Consider the following 15,341-nt stretch of genomic DNA (forward strand, 5'->3'; position numbering starts at 1 on the left):
CACGCCGCGGGGTGGTTCACGGACGCGACAGGCGGGCCGGATCCAGATCGAGGCGACGCAGCAACTGGGCGTTGAGCGCGACCACGATGGTGGACACCGACATGAGGATCGCGGCCACCGCGGGGGAGATCGCCACCCCGGCGAAGGCCAGCACGCCGGCGGCGAGCGGCACCGCGACGATGTTGTAGCCGGTGGCCCACACCAGGTTCTGCCACATCTTCCGATAGCCGGCACGCGACAGTTCGATGATCGACAGCACCGCCCGCGGATCGTCCGCAGCCAGCACGACCCCCGCGGATTCGATCGCGACGTCGGTGCCCGCGCCGATCGCGACACCGACGTCCGCGCGAGCGAGGGCGGGTGCGTCGTTGACGCCGTCGCCGACCATCGCGACCCGGTGGCCGCGCTGCTGCAGTTCGGTGACCTTCGCGTCCTTGTGCTCCGGTAGCACCTCGGCGAACACCTCGTCGATGTCCAGGTCGGCGGCGACGGCATCGGCGACCTGCTGTGCATCGCCGGTGATCATCGCGACCCGCACCCCGCGGGCGTGCAGGGCCTCGATCGCCCGGCGTGACTCGTCGCGCACCGCGTCCTCGAGCGTGACCGCGCCGAGCACCTGCGCGCCGCGCGCGACGTGCAGCACCGAGGCGCCGCGCTGCACCCATCCGCCGGTGACGGCGGCAACCTCGTCGGGCACCGAGAGCTGCAGGTCGCGCAGCATCGCCGGTCCACCGACCGTCGCCTCCACACCGTCGACGACGGCGCTCACTCCGCGGCCGGGCAGCGACCGGAAGTCGGTGGCGGTGACCCGCGCGTCGTGGGGCACACGGTCCTCCGCCGCCGCGACGACGGCCCGCGCGACCGGGTGTTCGCTGTCGGCCTCGACCGCGGCGGCCACGGCGAGCAGCTCCTCGTCCGTGACACCCGTGGCGGGCGCGATGCCGGTCACCTGATGGCGACCCTGGGTGAGGGTGCCGGTCTTGTCGAACAGCACCACATCGACGGTGCGCATGCGTTCGAGCGCCAGGCGGTCCTTCACCAGAACCCCTGCCCGCGCGGCGCGTTCGGTGGAGATCGCGATCACGAGCGGGATCGCCAGACCCAGGGCATGGGGGCAGGCGATGACGAGCACGGTGACGGTGCGCACCACCGCCTCGTCGAGGTTGCCGAGCAGCGTCCACACCGCGAAGGTGAGCGCGCCGGTGACCGCGGCGAAGTAGAACAGGAACGCCGCGGCCTTGTCGGCCAGGGCCTGCGCGCGGGACGACGAGGCCTGTGCGTCGGCGACCATCCGCTGGATACCCGCCAGAGCGGTGTCCTCGCCGACTGCGGTGACACGTACCCGCAGGGAGCTGTCGGTGGCGACGGTGCCGGCGACGACGGTGTCGCCGACCTGCCGGACGACGGGTTTGGATTCGCCGCTGATCATCGATTCGTCGACCTCGGCGCGGCCGTCGGCGATGTTGCCGTCCGCCGGCACTCGCGCTCCGGCCCGCACGAGAACCAGGTCGCCGACCGTCAATTCGTCCAGCGGCACCTCGCGGGTGCCGTCGTCGGTGATCTTCTCGGCGGTGTCCGGCAGCATCGCGGCGAGCGCCTCGAGTGCGCCGGACGCCGAACCCAGCGCGCGCATCTCGAGCCAGTGGCCGAGCAGCATGATGACGATCAGCAGCGCCAGCTCCCACCAGAAGTCGAGGTCGAAGCCGCCCAGGCCGAGCGTGGTGACCCACGAGGCGACGAACGCGACGCTGATCGCCATCCCGATCAGCAGCATCATCCCCGGCCGCCGGGACCGCAGCTCGGCCCAGCCGCCGGTGAGGAACGGCATGCCGCCGTAGACGAAGATCACCGTGCCCAGCACGGGCGGAATCCACGCGACCCAGGGGGCGTGCGGGAGGGTGTAGCCGAACAGTTCGGCGACCATGTGGCTGAACGCGACGACCGGCACCGACAACACGAGGCTGATCCAGAATCGTCGCCGGAACATCTCCCCGTGGGCCCCGTGTCCCGCGTGCCGATCGTGACGGCCGTGTGCGGCGTCGGCGGTGTGCGCGTCGTGACCGGCGTGACCGGCGTGTGGTTCCGGGAGCAGAGTCGTCTTCGTGGCGCCGGGTTCGCTCTCGGGCTGGTGGTTGTGCATGGGCACCTCTCCGGGCTGGACGAAGGTGGACCTCTTGCTGGTCTTGTACCCGCATGGGGGTTTGCCACAACCGACGGTATACCCCCAGGGGGTATGTGGCAAGGGTGATGATCGACGGCTCCCACGACCCCGCCCGACACCCGCCGACCCAGCAGACAGCCGCGCGCGGCATGCAGCGCGCCGCTGTCTCCTCGGTCGGCGACTGCATCGAGGCGCCCGCGCCGGCGTTTCTGTTGCATCGGTAACGAATCATTTACCTGACGGACGCAAGCCGTCATCTTCGTCCCGTTCGATGATCCCTGTGACTGATTCGAACGTTTCGACCGTTTCCGACGACCCCGTCCTCATCGACGGGTACATCCCGCAGATCGACCTGTCCCGGGCGTTGACCGGGGATCCGCAGGCGCGCGCGGCCGTCGGACGTGCCCTCGACAAGGCTTGCAGCACTTCGGGATTCTTCGTGATCTCCGGCCACGGCATCGACCGGGCGCTCATCGACCGGGTGCTGAGCGTGACCCGCGACTTCTTCCACGTGCCGCTCGAGCAGCGTCGGCATCTCGCCGCGCCGCCCGGCGACGTCACGCTGCGGGGGCTGCGCCTGTTCCACGAGGGCCGGGCCAGCACCCCGGGCCGCGACGGGGCCAGCGCCGATGGTTTCGCGACCCGCCTGGACTCGCCGCCCGACCTGTGCGAGCTGTTCACTATGAACCGCGCCGGTGAACCCGGCATCGCCGATCCCGCCGAACTCGCCGAGGGATACGAGGTGTGGTCGCGTCCCAACCGCTGGCCCGACCTGCCCGGTCTCGAGGACTTCCGGCCCAGCTGGCTCGCGTACTACGCCGAGCTCGAACACCTCGCCCTCGAGGTGATGCGGTTCTTCGCGCTCGGACTCGACCTCGACGAGCACTTCTTCGACGGGATGTTCGACAACCACCTGACCAACCTCTGCGCGAACTACTACCCGCCCATCACCACACCGCCGGCCGAGGGACAGTACCGCAAATTCCCGCACACCGATTCCGGCACGCTGACGATCCTGTACCAAGACGAAGAGGGCGGCCTGCAGGTCGTCGATCGGTCGACCGGGGAATGGGTCGACGTGCCGTTCGTCGAGAACTCCTTCGTCGTCAACATCGGTGACCTCATGGCGATCTGGACCAACGACCGCTGGGTCTCCACCCGCCACCGCATCCTCACCCCGCCGCAGGAGAAGTGGGAGCGCGAGCGCGTCTCGATGCCGTTCTTCCACACCCCGAACTGGTCCACGATCATCGAGTGCCTGCCGTCGTGCACCGACGCCGACACCCCGATCGCCCACGAGGCCGTGCATTCCGGCGAATACCTCGAATACAAGGTCGTCGGACTCACCGCCTGACCGGTGACGCAACCCGGCCGCACGCACTCCCCAGGAGAATCATTTTGACGACCATGCACCGACGTGCCTTCCTCGCCCGCTCGCTGGGCGGTCTCGTGCTGCTCGGCGGAGGATCCGCCCTGCTGGCGGCCTGCTCCGGCAGCGACGGCGAATCCGCCGGCGGCTCCGACGGCTCGCGCTCGCTCACGTTCCGTCTCTCGTACACCCACGGCGTCTCGTTCGCCGGCACCTACCTGGCGATCGCCGACGGGTTCTACGCCGCACAGGGTTTCGACACCGTGGAGCTCGTCGAGGGCGGACCCACCGCGACCCCGACACCTATCGACGTGGCGGTCGGCAAGGCGCTGATCGGGGTGGCGTCGTCCCCCGACCAGGTCGCGACCGCGCGCCTCAACGGCGGCGCCGGGGTCAAGATCGTCGGTGCGCTGTACCAGAAGAACCCCTACTGCGTCACGTCCCTCGCCTCCTCGCCGATCCGGACCCCGCAGGACATGGTCGGCAAGACCATCGGTGTCCAGGCGGTCAACGAAACCGTCTGGGCCGCATTCCTCGCCGGCGCCGGCATCGACCCGGCCTCCGTCCGGACCGTTCCCGTCCAGTTCGATCCCACCCCGCTGACCGCGGGCGAGGTGGACGGCTGGTTCTCGTTCGTGACCAACGAACCGGTGACCCTCGCCGCGGCCGGGCACGCCGTCACGACGCTGCTGCTCGCCGACCACGGCTACCCCCTCGTCGCGCAGGTGTACGTAGCCGACGAGTCGTCGCTCGCGGGGGATCGGCGCGCCGACGTGATCGCCTGCCTGACCGCCGAGATCGAAGGCTGGATCGCCGCGATCAAGGATCCCGACCGGGCGGCGACCATCGCGATCGAGCAATACGCACCGGATCTCGGTCTCGACGCCGCCGTGCAGAGCGAGATCGCCCACGTCCAGACCGGGCTCGTCGTCACCGGCGACACCCGCCGGTCCGGGATCATGACGGTCACCGACGAACTCGTCGCGCAGAACATCGCCACCCTCGCCGACTCCGGCCTCGACATCACCGCCGAGGACCTGTTCGATCTGTCGCTGCTCGCCGAGATCTACGCGGCCCGACCCGAATTGGCGACGGCGCTCGCCGACGTCGAGGGATGAGTACCGCCACCGCCGCCCGGCCCGTCACCGAAACCCCAACGGCGGTCCCGGCGCATCGGAGCAGGACGTTCCGGGTCGACCGCAGGTTGATCTCGGGCACAGTGGGATTCGCTGTTCTCCTACTGGTGTGGACGGGTCTGGCGCTGCTGCGCCCGGCACTGTTTCCCACCCCGGCAGCGGTTCTCGGCGCGTTCGTCGACGACCGTGCGCTGATCGCGGCCAACACCGCGGCGACCGTGCGGATCGCGGCGGCGGGCTGGCTGGCCGGCAACGTCGTCGCGCTCGCCGCGGCCGGACTGGTCGTGCTGGTGCCGCGGCTGGAATCGTTCGTGCTGCGGATCGCCGCGATCGTGTCGTTCCTGCCGGTCCTGGCGATCGGGCCCGTGCTGTACGTGCTGCTCGACGGGGACGCCCCGAAGATCGTGGTCGCGTCCCTCGGGGTGGTGCTCACCACCGTGGTGGGGGCGCTCGTCGGCCTGCGATCGGTGAGCCCGGCCGTGCTCGACGTCGTCCGCGCGGCCGGCGGCGGCCGCGGCGCGCAACTGCGTTTCGCGCGGCTGCGGGCGAGCCTTCCGAGCGTGCTGGCCAGTCTGCGCATCGCCGGACCCGCCGCCGTGCTCGGCGCCATCATCGGTGAATATCTCGGTGGCTCCGACGGTCTCGGTCCCGCCATGATGACGGCCCAGCAGCAACTGCAGGTGCCCCGCACGTGGGCGCTCGCGCTCGCGGCGACCGCCGTCGCGGGCATCGCCTATGCGCTTCCCGCGCTGGTGAACCGCGTGACGTCACCGTGGACGCGCACCGTCTCCGCGTCCTCGGTGACGGTCGGGACGACCGGCGCCGCCGGGCACCGCGTCGGGCTGCTCGGACTCGCGGGCGGGTTCGTGGGGTCGGTGGTCGTCATGATCGGGGCGTGGTGGGCGGCCGTCGAACTGTTCGACCTCAGCTCGTTCGTCGCCAAGACCCCCGACGACGTCGTCCGCTACCTGCTCACCGGCGACGACGCGACCGCGCACCGGGCCGAGGTGTTCGGCGCGCTGGGGCAGACGCTGTCGTCGGCCGCCGTCGGCTACCTCGCGGGGACCGCGGTGGCCTTGGCGCTCGTGACCGCGTTCGTGCGGTTCCCGGCGCTCGAATACGTGATGATGCCGCCGGCGATCGTCCTGCAGTCGGTGCCGCTGGGCGTGTTCACCCCCGTCTTCATGATCATCTTCGGCCGGGGGCTGTTCACCGCCGCCTTCATCTGTGCCGCCGTTACCTTCTTCCCGACGCTCGTGATGACACTCGCCGCCGTGCGGGCGGTGCCCAGCAGCATCACCGACGTGTTCGCGGTATCCGGAGCAAGCGCCCTGCGCACCTTCGTCGGTGCACAGCTGCCCGCCGCACTGCCCGCGCTGCTGGCCGCCGCCCGCATCGCCGTGCCGGCCGCCGTCGTCGGCGCGCTGCTGGTCGAGTGGCTCGCGACCGGGACGGGCATCGGGTACCTCATGCTCCGCGCGACCACGACCTTCTCGTACGACAAGCTGTGGGCCGCCGTCGTGGTGTGTACCGGCACGATGATCGTCGCCTACACGTTCGTCTCGGCACTCGAGTCGACGGTGCTCGCGCGGATGGGGGAGTGACGGAATCGCCGCGCATCCGCGGGCGGCGCAGAGCCGCCGAGCGAATAGACAGGAGCGCGCTGCCCGCCGCGCGCGGCTGTCTTCTGGATCTGCGGCAGTGTCGACCGCGGCACGTTTTCCGGGTCGAGGGCACCAGGCACTATTGTGGGCGCAGTGAGCCTGGTCCTTTTGCCTGCAGTCGACGTCGTCAACGGTGAAGCAGTTCGCCTCGTCCAGGGAGAGGCGGGTAGCGAAACCAGCTACGGCTCGCCGCGTGACGCCGCCCTCGAATGGCAGAACGCCGGAGCCGAGTGGGTGCATCTCGTCGACCTCGACGCCGCCTTCGGTCGCGGCGACAACCGGGACCTCCTCGCCGGTGTGATCGGTGAGCTCGACGTCAAGGTCGAGCTGTCCGGTGGCATCCGCGACGACGAGACGCTCGCCGCGGCCCTCGCGACCGGCTGCGCCCGCGTGAACATCGGTACCGCCGCCATCGAGAACCCGGAATGGTGTGCCCGCGCCATAGCCGAGTACGGCGACCGCATCGCCGTCGGTCTCGACGTCAAGCTCATCGACGGCCAGTGGCGCCTGCGCGGCCGCGGCTGGGTCTCCGACGGCGGCGATCTGTGGGAGACCCTGGAGCGACTCAACCAGGACGGCTGCTCCCGGTTCGTCGTCACCGACATCACCAAGGACGGCACCCTCACCGGCCCGAACCTGGATCTGCTGAGCGAGGTGGCGAACGCGACCGACGCGCCCGTCGTCGCCTCCGGTGGTATCTCGACCGTCGACGACCTGCGGGCGATCGCGACACTGGTGCCCGAGGGTGTCGAGGGTGCGATCGTCGGCAAGGCGCTCTACGCCGGACGGTTCACCCTGGCCGAAGCGCTCGACGCCGTCTCTCGGTGAGCCGATGACCGACACCGCCGACCTGTCGAGGCTGCTTGCGGTCGCGAGTGAGATCCTCGACGGCGCGGCGGAGCGGTTCGTCGCCGGTCGCGGCGCGCCCCGATCGGTCGACAAGGGTCCCGACGACTTCGCCACCGATCTCGATCTCGAGCTGGAGCGACGCATCAGCGGCGAGCTCACCGAGCGCACCGGCATCGCGGTGCACGGTGAGGAGTTCGGCGGACCCGGCGCCGGGACGGGCACGGTGTGGCTGCTCGACCCCATCGACGGCACCGTGAACTACTCCGCCGGCCTGCCCACCGCCGGGATCCTCCTCGCGCTCGTGCAGGACGGTGACCCGGTGCTCGGACTGACGTGGCTGCCGCTGGTGGGGGAGCGGTTCGCCGCCGCGGTCGACGGCCCCCTGCTGCACAACGGCGTGCCCGCCGAGCCGCTGAAGCCGGGGCGGCTCGCCGACGCGATGGTCGGCGTCGGCAGCTTCGACATCGACAGCCGCGGCCGTGTCCCGGGCCGGCGACGGCTCGCGGTCATCACCGAACTGAGCCGCCGGGTGTCCCGGCTGCGGATGCACGGCTCGACCGGTGTCGACCTCGCCTACACCGCCGCCGGGGTACTCGGCGGTGCCGTCGTGTTCGGGCACCATCCGTGGGACAACGCGGCCGGGGTGGCGCTGGTGCGCGCCGCCGGCGGTATCGCCACGGACTTCACCGGCGCACCGTGGCGGATCGGCTCCGGCTCGGTGGTCGCGGCCGCGCCCGGCGTGCACGACGAGATACTCGACATACTGGAATCGGTGACCGATTCCCGCCTCGAAGGAGAACAACCATGACCCTGGCAGTTCGGGTGATCCCGTGCCTGGACGTCGACGCCGGACGCGTCGTCAAGGGCGTGAATTTCGAGAACCTGCGCGACGCCGGTGACCCCGTCGAACTCGCCGCCGTCTACGACGCACAGGGCGCCGACGAACTGACCTTCCTCGACGTCACCGCCTCGAGCGGTGACCGCGGCACGATGCTGGACGTGGTCACCCGCACCGCCGAGCAGGTGTTCATCCCGCTCACCGTCGGTGGCGGTGTGCGCACCGTCGAGGACGTGGACCGGTTGCTGCGGGCCGGCGCCGACAAGGTCAGCGTGAACACCGCCGCGATCGCCCGCCCCGAGGTGCTGCGCGAGATGTCCGAGCGGTTCGGCGCCCAGTGCATCGTGCTGTCCGTCGACGCCCGCACCGTTCCCGAAGGGCAGGAACCCACCCCCTCCGGTTGGGAGGTCACCACCCACGGCGGTCGCCGCGGCACGGGCATCGACGCGGTCGAATGGGCCCGCCGCGGTGAGGAACTCGGGGTCGGCGAGATCCTGCTCAACTCGATGGACGCCGACGGCACCAAGGCCGGATTCGATCTGAAGATGATCGAGGCCGTCCGCGCCGCCGTGTCCGTGCCGGTCATCGCCAGCGGCGGCGCCGGTGCCGTCGAGCACTTCGCGCCCGCGGTGAAGGCCGGGGCCGACGCGGTGCTCGCCGCCAGCGTGTTCCACTTCGGGGAACTCACCATTCCCCAGGTCAAGGACGCCATGCGGGCAGAAGGGATCACGGTGCGATGACCAACATTCTGGACCCGCGGATCGCCGACCGACTCAAGCGCAACGACGCCGGGCTGTTCGCGGCCGTCGTACAGGAGAAGTCGACCGGCCAGGTGCTGATGATGGCGTGGATGGACGACGAGGCGCTCGCCCGCACCCTCGCCACCCGCAAGGCGACGTACTTCTCGCGGTCACGCAACAGCTACTGGGTCAAGGGCGAAACCTCCGGGCACACCCAGTACGTGCACGAGGTGCGGCTGGACTGCGACGGTGACACGGTGCTGCTCGTCGTCGACCAGACCGGCGCCGCCTGCCACACCGGCACCCACACCTGCTTCGACACCGACGTGCTGCTCGCCGCCGAGTAGAGCCGTCGGCAGGCCGGGGCCGATGCTCAGGACGCGGTGAGCGACAGGAGGAATCCGCCTCCGGCGGAGTCGATCCGCGCCGCGACCTTCAGGTCGGGTGCCAGGCGCGACATCCGGTCCACCAGCCAGGCACCGGCTTCGGTCGCGTCGGCTTCCGTGGGGCAGCGTGCGACGGCGACGCGGCCGCCCTTGCGGGTGAGCTGATCCATCACCCCGATGATCGGGGCGGGGTCGACGACGAAGAGGTGCTCGGCCCACGGCACCACCGGTTTCACCGCGCCCTTCTTCGTGTTGCACGCGCGGTGAGCCAGTCGTTCCTGCCCGCCCTTCGCGCCCTTCTTCGCGGTGGTGAGGGCGTCGACGCTGGGGCCGCGCGGATCGTTGACCGAGATGTCCGGGTCCACGGGTTCGTCGCACAGCCAGCATCGCCACGCGTCGCGCTCGCCCACTTCGTCCAACCTGCTCATGCCGTGAACGCTACACAGCGCGCGTGAGAGGCCCGAGGACGGTTGTGACACAGTGTCCTACATGCCACTGATCCAGATCAGCCAGACACCCGGCCTGACCACCGAGCAGAAGGCCGCCGTCATCGCCGCGGTCACCAAGGCCTACGCGGAAACCTCCGGCAAACCCGAGTCGTCGGTGTGGGTGACCCTCACCGAGGTGCCCCGCGAGAACTGGGGTGTGGGCGGGGTTCCGCTCGGCTGACCCGCGACGCCACTTCCGGTGACGGCGGATCCGGGTGCGGGCACCATAGGATCGTCGCGTGAGCACCGCGAACCTGACCCGAGCCGAGACCGCGACCCGCGCGAACGCCGTCCGCGTGCACGCCTACCGCGTGGAACTGGACCTGCGGGACGCGCCCGATCCGGCGACCACCGGTTTCGCGACCACCACCACGATCGAGTTCACCTCCACCTCCAGTGAGACCTGGCTCGACTTCCTGGGCCCGTCGGTCGAGTCCGTCACCGTCAACGGCGTCCCCGTCGCGGTCGCGTACGACGGGGCGCGGATCGCGTTGAGCGGGCTGGCCGAGGACAACGTGGTGACGGTCGCGGCGACCGGCGAGTACAGCCGGTCCGGGGAGGGTCTGCACCGGTTCGTCGACCCCGCCGACGGACAGACCTATCTCTACACCCAGTACGAGCCGGCCGACGCGCGCCGCGTCTTCGCGTGCTTCGAGCAACCGGATCTCAAGGCGCCGTTCACCTTCGACGTGGCCGCACCCGAGGGGTGGCAGGTTGTGTCCAATCAGGCCGTCGCGCACCGGAATTCGGTGCCAGGCGGGCAGCGCGTGGTGTTCGCGCCGACCCCGCCGATGTCCACCTACATCACCGCGGTCGTCGCCGGCCCCTATCATCTGGTCGAATCATCATGGAGCCGAGACGATCTCACCGTCGACCTCGGTGTACTGTGCCGGGCGTCACTCGCGCAGTACCTCGACGCCGACGCGATCGTCGAGATCACCAGGCAGGGACTGGACTTCTTCGCCGAGCACTTCGGTTACCCGTACCCCTGGGGCAAGTACGACCAGGTGTTCGTGCCCGAATACAACCTCGGTGCGATGGAGAACCCCGGCTGCGTCACCTTCACCGAGTCCTACGTCTTCCGGGGCGCGGCGACCGCGGCGCAGTACCAGGGCCGGGCGAACACGATCCTGCACGAGATGGCGCACATGTGGTTCGGCGACCTCGTCACCATGAAGTGGTGGGACGACCTGTGGCTCAAGGAATCCTTCGCCGACTACATGGGTTCGCTCGTCAGTGCCGAGGCCACCGAGTTCACCGACGCGTGGGTGGCGTTCGCGAACCGGCGCAAGGCGTGGGCGTACCTGCAGGACCAGTTGCCGACCACGCATCCGGTGGTCGCGGACATCGTCGACCTCGAAGCCGCCAAACTGAACTTCGACGGCATCACCTACGCCAAGGGTGCCTCCGTTCTGAAGCAACTCGTCGCGTACGTGGGCCGGGACGCGTTCTTCGAAGGTGCCCGCCGCTACTTCCGTGCCCACGCCTTCGGCAACACCACCCTCGACGATCTGCTCACCGAACTGTCGGCGACCTCGGGGCGTGACCTGACCGGCTGGGCGCGCGCGTGGCTGCAGACCACCGGCGTCTCCACGCTCACCCTCGAACCGGCCGGCAGCGGCGGGTTCGAGATCGTTCAGAGCGATCCGCGGCCGCACCGCCTCGCGGTCGGGCAGTACGACTTCGACGAAAGCGGAAACCTGGTGCGGCGCTACCGCATCGAGGTCGATCTCGAACAGCGCCGCACGCGGGTGGACCTCGCCGACGCGCCTCTCACGCTGCTCAACGACGACGACCTCACCTACGCGAAGATCCGGCTCGACACGCGCTCCCTCGCCACCGTCGAGGAGTCGCTCGACCGGATCACCGATCCGCTCGCCCGCGGTCTCGTGTGGTCGGCGTTGTGGAACGCCACCCGTGACGCCGAACTGCTCGCCACCCGGTACGTGACGATGGCGCAGCGCTTCGCCCCGGCCGAATCGAACCTTGCGCTGCTCAGCGCCGTGCAGAGCAACGTTCCCACCGCGATCGAGCACTACCTGCCGGAAGCGACGCGCCCCGGCTACCGTCGCGCGTGGCTCGACTCCGCGTGGGCCGCGCTGCACGCCGCGGACGCCGGCTCCGGCGCGCAACTCGCCTGGGCGCGGACGGTCGCGGCGGCGGCCGTCTACGACGACGCCCGCGCCGCGGACATCCGGGCCGTCCTCGACGGCGCCGCGCCGCCGCCCGAAGGGCTGGCGCTGGACCCGGACCTGCGCTGGTCGCTGTGGCTGGCGCTGGCCGCGACCGGGCATGCCGACGCCGCCGACCTCGACGGCGAACTGACCCGCGACGACACCGGTTCCGGTCGCACCGCGCACCTGCGTGCCCTCGCGGCCCGACCCGCCGCCGACGTCAAGGCCACCGCGTGGACCGCGATCCTCACCGATCGCAGCCTGTCCAACGAGCACCTCGACGCGACCATCGCGGGATTCCGCGCCGGTGGTCGACGAGACCTGACCGCGCGCTACGACACCGACTACTTCGCCGCGATCCGCGGGGTGTGGGACGAGCGGAGTATCGAGATCGCCCGGCGGATCGTCGTCGGCCTGTTCCCGGACACCGACACCGTCGCACTCGCCGACGGCTGGCTGGATGCGCACCCGGACGCTCCGGGGGCGCTGCGCCGCTTGGTGCTCGAGCAGCGCGACCATCTCGCCCGCGACCTGCGGGCTCAGTTGGTCAACCGACCCTAGGGGATTGCGCCGGGCCGATCAGCGATCGAAGCGCGGCAGCACCGTCGAGCAGGGCCCGCGCGCGGGCATCGATGTTCTCGCCCCGGGCGGTCAGCGCCGCGCTCAGCTCGGCGCGGCCGCGGGCGGCCCGCAACCGGGGCAGCACCTGCCGCAGCTGCGGGATGCGGTACCCGGCGAGGCGCAGCTGATGGACGATGCGCGCGTCCCGCACGTCGGTGGGGGAGTAGCGGCGCGGGCCGCGCGCCCCGGCCCGGTCCGGCACGAGGAGCCCTTCCGCTTCCCAGTGCCGCAGCGTCGAGACCCGCACCCCGAGCGCGCCGGCGAGTTCGGCGATGCTCATGGCGTCGGAGGGGTGGACGTCGTCGATCGGTTCGGTGGAGATCGCCGCCGCCGCCTCCTGCGCGAGCGCGAGGTCGCGGCGTTCGGTGTGGAGGCGTGCGTGGGCTGCGTCGAGGAGCGCGAGCAGATCCGACGCCGGGTAGGTATGCGCCGCGCGGACGATCGCCTTCGCCTCGACCGGCCCCACCCCCGCAGCCAGGGCCCGGTAGGCGCATGCGGATTCCAGGTGCTCCTCGCCGTAGATCCGGTAGCCGGTATCCGATCGGGCCGCCGGTGGCAGCACGCCGTCGCGTTCGAGATTGCGGATCTGCTGGACCGAGTACCCGGCACCGCGCGCGACGTCGCTCGTGCGCAGCCGCGAATGGCGACTTTCCACCGATTCTCCTCGCTGTTTGCGGTCCAGGTCTCCACAAGCACTTGAATGAAACACTCGAGACATGAGTATCGACGAGATCATCGACTTCGTCACCGAACCCGGCGGCGTGCTGGCCTTGCGGCCGGTTCCCGGCGACGGCTCACCCGAGATCAGCTGGGGCGACACGTTCTTCTACTACGCCCCGGACGGGCGGATACCGGAGAGGACCCAGCCGTTCGCGACGATCGTGACCAAGGACTACCCGGGTGACGAGAAGTCACAGCTGAATCGTCCGGATGCCTTCCGGCTCAACGTCTTCGCCGGAAAGGATGCGTTCATCGCGCGGACGGGCGTGCGACCGCGCGAGGCGGGGACGCTCGAGACCGACCCGAGCGTGGTAGACCGGATCTTCGCGCATCCGGTGTACGGCACGCTCGGGTGGCTGTCGGTCGTGAACCCGGGACGCGGAACCGACGCCGACGTGCGGGAGTTGCTGGCGCAGGCCCACGCGCTGGCGCGGTCGCGCTACCGGCCGGGGCGCTGACCTGCCTTCACGCTCGGGGATACAGCAACCGCGCCCGGGCATTCACCGCGTTCATCCGCGTGTACGCGGCCTGCAGCAACTCGGTGACGCCCTCGAGTTCGGAGGCGATCCACCCGATCGTGGCAGTGTTCGTCATGGCAGATGAAGCCGGTGGGGTCGGACACGTTCGGTGCGGCGACCCATCGGTAGAAGCCTCCCGGTTCTCTGCCATTGACGCATTCCGATATGGGAATATGATTGGGGCTATGGCACGAGCAGCAACGACGTCGGATGTCTTCAACGCGATCGCGGAGCCGCAGCGCCGGGAGATCCTGATGCTGTTGCGCGCGGGGGAGCGACCGGTGACCGAGCTGGCCCAGGAGCTGAGGATGACCCAGCCGGGGACGTCCAAACACCTGCGGGTGCTCCGGGAGGTCGGGCTGGTGCGGGACCGCAGGGTCGGCAAGCAGCGCCTGTACGGCCTCGACGCCCGCGGGCTGCGGCCGGTTCACGATTGGACCGGCGGATTCGAGCGGTTCTGGAACCAGAGCTTCAACCGGTTGGACAAGTACGTGCAGGAACTCGAGCAGACAACGCGAGAGGAATAGCTGATGAGCGCAACGGGACGAGGAGTGCCGGCTCGGTCCGCAACGGCGGACCGCGAGATCGTGATCGACCGAATCATCAAGGCACCGAGGGATCTGGTGTTCGAGGCGTTCACCGACGTGCGGCACCTGTCACGGTGGTGGGGTCCGGACGGGTTCACGACCACGACGCGGGCGTTCGACTTCCGCGTCGGCGGAGAGTGGGACTTCGTGATGCACGGCCCGGACGGGACGGACTACCAGGAGTGGATCTCCTGGACCGAGATCTCCCCGCCGGAGCGGATCGCGCTGGTCCACGGTGAATACCCGGGCGACCCGAGCGCTTTCGAGTCGGTCCTGACGTTCGAGCCCGACGGTGCGGCGACCCGGATCGAGATGCGCACGGTGTTCCCCACCAAGGAGCTGCGCGATCAGGCTGTCGAGCAGTACCACGCGGTCGAGGGCGGCCGGCAGACCTTGAGCCACCTGGACGCCTATGTCACCGAGATCGTCCGGAAGGCGGCGGAGGGCTGATGACCGGGAAGGTGTTCTTCAGCGTGTCCATGTCGCTGGACGGATTCATCGCGCCCGAGTCCCTCGACGACCTGATGGGCCGGCAGTGGACGGAACTGCAGCAGTGGGTCTTTCCGCAGCGGTTCTTCCGGGAGAACCTGAAACTCGGCGAGGGCGGCGAGGAAGGACGCGACAACGACATCCTGCGGCAGACGTTCGAGCGCACCGGCGCGAGCGTGATGGGTAAGCGCATGTTCGACGGCGGCGAGCAGGGGTGGCCGGAGGAAGCGCCGTTCCACACCCCGGTGTTCGTCGTGACCCACGAGAAGCGTGACCCGTGGGAACGGCCGGGCGGCACGACCTTCCACTTCGTCAACAACGGTATCGAGGCCGCGCTCGAACAGGCCCGAGCGGTCGCCGGCGACCGGGACGTCCGCATCGCGGGCGGCGGCGCCGCGATCCTCGAGTACCTGAACGCCGGCCTGATCGACGAGTTCTCGATCGCGCTGTCACCGGTGCTTTTCGGCTCCGGGATCCGCCTGTTCGAGGGTGTGGACGCGGAGCGAGTGGCCCTGGAGCCGGTACACGTGGAGTCCTCGCCGAGGGTGACCCACCTGACCTACGCCGTGCGCCGCCGGTAGCTGTGTGGGCGCCGAGTCAG

17 protein-coding genes are annotated in these 15,341 nt (G+C 70.0%); 13 read left to right on the forward strand and 4 right to left on the reverse strand.

What is annotated here, in order from left to right; genetic code table 11:
• Positions 1–16 precede the first annotated feature (16 nt).
• Positions 17–2,140, reverse strand: coding sequence for a heavy metal translocating P-type ATPase (locus tag ACWDTS_RS11670; protein WP_450118226.1), 2,124 nt, complete (start codon positions 2,138–2,140; stop codon positions 17–19).
• Positions 2,141–2,441: 301 nt separating this feature from the next.
• Here ACWDTS_RS11670 and ACWDTS_RS11675 point away from each other — a divergent pair, with 301 nt between their 5' ends.
• The 7 genes from ACWDTS_RS11675 to hisI all read left to right on the forward strand — a co-directional run bounded on the left by ACWDTS_RS11675 (position 2,442) and on the right by hisI (position 9,104).
• The gene (locus tag ACWDTS_RS11675) at positions 2,442–3,515 is read left to right on the forward strand and encodes an isopenicillin N synthase family dioxygenase (protein WP_450118227.1); all 1,074 of its coding nucleotides are present in this window, start codon (positions 2,442–2,444) and stop codon (positions 3,513–3,515) included.
• Between the two features lie 53 nt (positions 3,516–3,568).
• Complete coding sequence (locus ACWDTS_RS11680) at positions 3,569–4,648, forward strand: ABC transporter substrate-binding protein (RefSeq protein ID WP_450118249.1); 1,080 nt, start codon at positions 3,569–3,571, stop codon at positions 4,646–4,648.
• Complete coding sequence (locus ACWDTS_RS11685; protein WP_450110890.1) at positions 4,645–6,270, forward strand: ABC transporter permease; 1,626 nt, start codon at positions 4,645–4,647, stop codon at positions 6,268–6,270. Before ACWDTS_RS11680 ends, ACWDTS_RS11685 begins: the two co-directional genes overlap by 4 nt.
• 153 nt (positions 6,271–6,423) lie before the next feature.
• A complete protein-coding gene (gene priA / locus ACWDTS_RS11690; RefSeq protein WP_450110889.1) occupies positions 6,424–7,158 on the forward strand; it encodes a bifunctional 1-(5-phosphoribosyl)-5-((5-phosphoribosylamino)methylideneamino)imidazole-4-carboxamide isomerase/phosphoribosylanthranilate isomerase PriA in 735 nt (244 codons plus the stop codon).
• 4 nt (positions 7,159–7,162) lie between these two features.
• Positions 7,163–7,987 carry an inositol monophosphatase family protein gene (locus ACWDTS_RS11695; RefSeq protein ID WP_450110888.1) on the forward strand — a complete coding sequence of 275 codons (825 nt, stop codon included), beginning with the start codon at positions 7,163–7,165 and terminating at the stop codon, positions 7,985–7,987.
• Positions 7,984–8,757 (forward strand): imidazole glycerol phosphate synthase subunit HisF, encoded by a 774-nt coding sequence (gene hisF, locus ACWDTS_RS11700; protein ID WP_450110887.1) that lies wholly within the window; start codon positions 7,984–7,986, stop codon positions 8,755–8,757. Before ACWDTS_RS11695 ends, hisF begins: the two co-directional genes overlap by 4 nt.
• Positions 8,754–9,104: a phosphoribosyl-AMP cyclohydrolase gene (hisI, locus tag ACWDTS_RS11705; protein ID WP_197252028.1), complete on the forward strand. Its 351-nt coding sequence runs from the start codon at positions 8,754–8,756 to the stop codon at positions 9,102–9,104. Before hisF ends, hisI begins: the two co-directional genes overlap by 4 nt.
• A gap of 26 nt (positions 9,105–9,130) precedes the next feature.
• Here hisI and ACWDTS_RS11710 read toward each other — a convergent pair whose 3' ends face one another.
• Complete coding sequence (locus tag ACWDTS_RS11710; protein ID WP_450110886.1) at positions 9,131–9,571, reverse strand: hypothetical protein; 441 nt, start codon at positions 9,569–9,571, stop codon at positions 9,131–9,133.
• A 61-nt stretch (positions 9,572–9,632) separates the two neighbouring features.
• On the opposite strand from ACWDTS_RS11710, the gene ACWDTS_RS11715 reads away from it, so the two are divergent.
• Together ACWDTS_RS11715 and pepN are read left to right on the forward strand one after the other, a co-directional pair.
• On the forward strand, positions 9,633–9,812 hold the full coding sequence (locus ACWDTS_RS11715; protein ID WP_197252026.1) for a tautomerase family protein: 180 nt from the start codon (positions 9,633–9,635) through the stop codon (positions 9,810–9,812).
• 58 nt (positions 9,813–9,870) lie between these two features.
• Positions 9,871–12,366 carry an aminopeptidase N gene (gene pepN, locus ACWDTS_RS11720; RefSeq protein ID WP_450110885.1) on the forward strand — a complete coding sequence of 832 codons (2,496 nt, stop codon included), beginning with the start codon at positions 9,871–9,873 and terminating at the stop codon, positions 12,364–12,366.
• Here pepN and ACWDTS_RS11725 read toward each other — a convergent pair.
• A complete protein-coding gene (locus ACWDTS_RS11725; RefSeq protein WP_248674899.1) occupies positions 12,353–13,081 on the reverse strand; it encodes a MerR family transcriptional regulator in 729 nt (242 codons plus the stop codon). The two genes, pepN and ACWDTS_RS11725, sit on opposite strands and share 14 nt — an antisense overlap.
• A gap of 61 nt (positions 13,082–13,142) precedes the next feature.
• Here ACWDTS_RS11725 and ACWDTS_RS11730 point away from each other — a divergent pair, with 61 nt between their 5' ends.
• Positions 13,143–13,604, forward strand: a complete 462-nt coding sequence (locus ACWDTS_RS11730) for a DUF6194 family protein (RefSeq protein ID WP_197252023.1) — start codon at positions 13,143–13,145, stop codon at positions 13,602–13,604.
• Between the two features lie 7 nt (positions 13,605–13,611).
• On the opposite strand, the gene ACWDTS_RS11735 is transcribed toward ACWDTS_RS11730, so the two are convergent.
• Positions 13,612–13,740, reverse strand: coding sequence for a hypothetical protein (locus ACWDTS_RS11735; RefSeq protein WP_269437598.1), 129 nt, complete (start codon positions 13,738–13,740; stop codon positions 13,612–13,614).
• Positions 13,741–13,849: 109 nt separating this feature from the next.
• On the opposite strand from ACWDTS_RS11735, the gene ACWDTS_RS11740 reads away from it, so the two are divergent.
• From ACWDTS_RS11740 to ACWDTS_RS11750, 3 genes are read left to right on the forward strand one after another with little or no spacing between them, the layout of a single operon-like run.
• Positions 13,850–14,191 (forward strand): ArsR/SmtB family transcription factor, encoded by a 342-nt coding sequence (locus tag ACWDTS_RS11740; protein WP_450110882.1) that lies wholly within the window; start codon positions 13,850–13,852, stop codon positions 14,189–14,191.
• Between the two features lie 3 nt (positions 14,192–14,194).
• On the forward strand, positions 14,195–14,701 hold the full coding sequence (locus tag ACWDTS_RS11745) for an SRPBCC family protein (RefSeq protein WP_450110881.1): 507 nt from the start codon (positions 14,195–14,197) through the stop codon (positions 14,699–14,701).
• A complete protein-coding gene (locus tag ACWDTS_RS11750) occupies positions 14,701–15,321 on the forward strand; it encodes a dihydrofolate reductase family protein (protein WP_450118228.1) in 621 nt (206 codons plus the stop codon). The genes ACWDTS_RS11745 and ACWDTS_RS11750 overlap by 1 nt, the downstream gene beginning before the upstream one ends.
• Positions 15,322–15,341: the final 20 nt, after the last annotated feature.

It is taken from the genome of Rhodococcus sp. NPDC003383 (genome assembly GCF_053589115.1).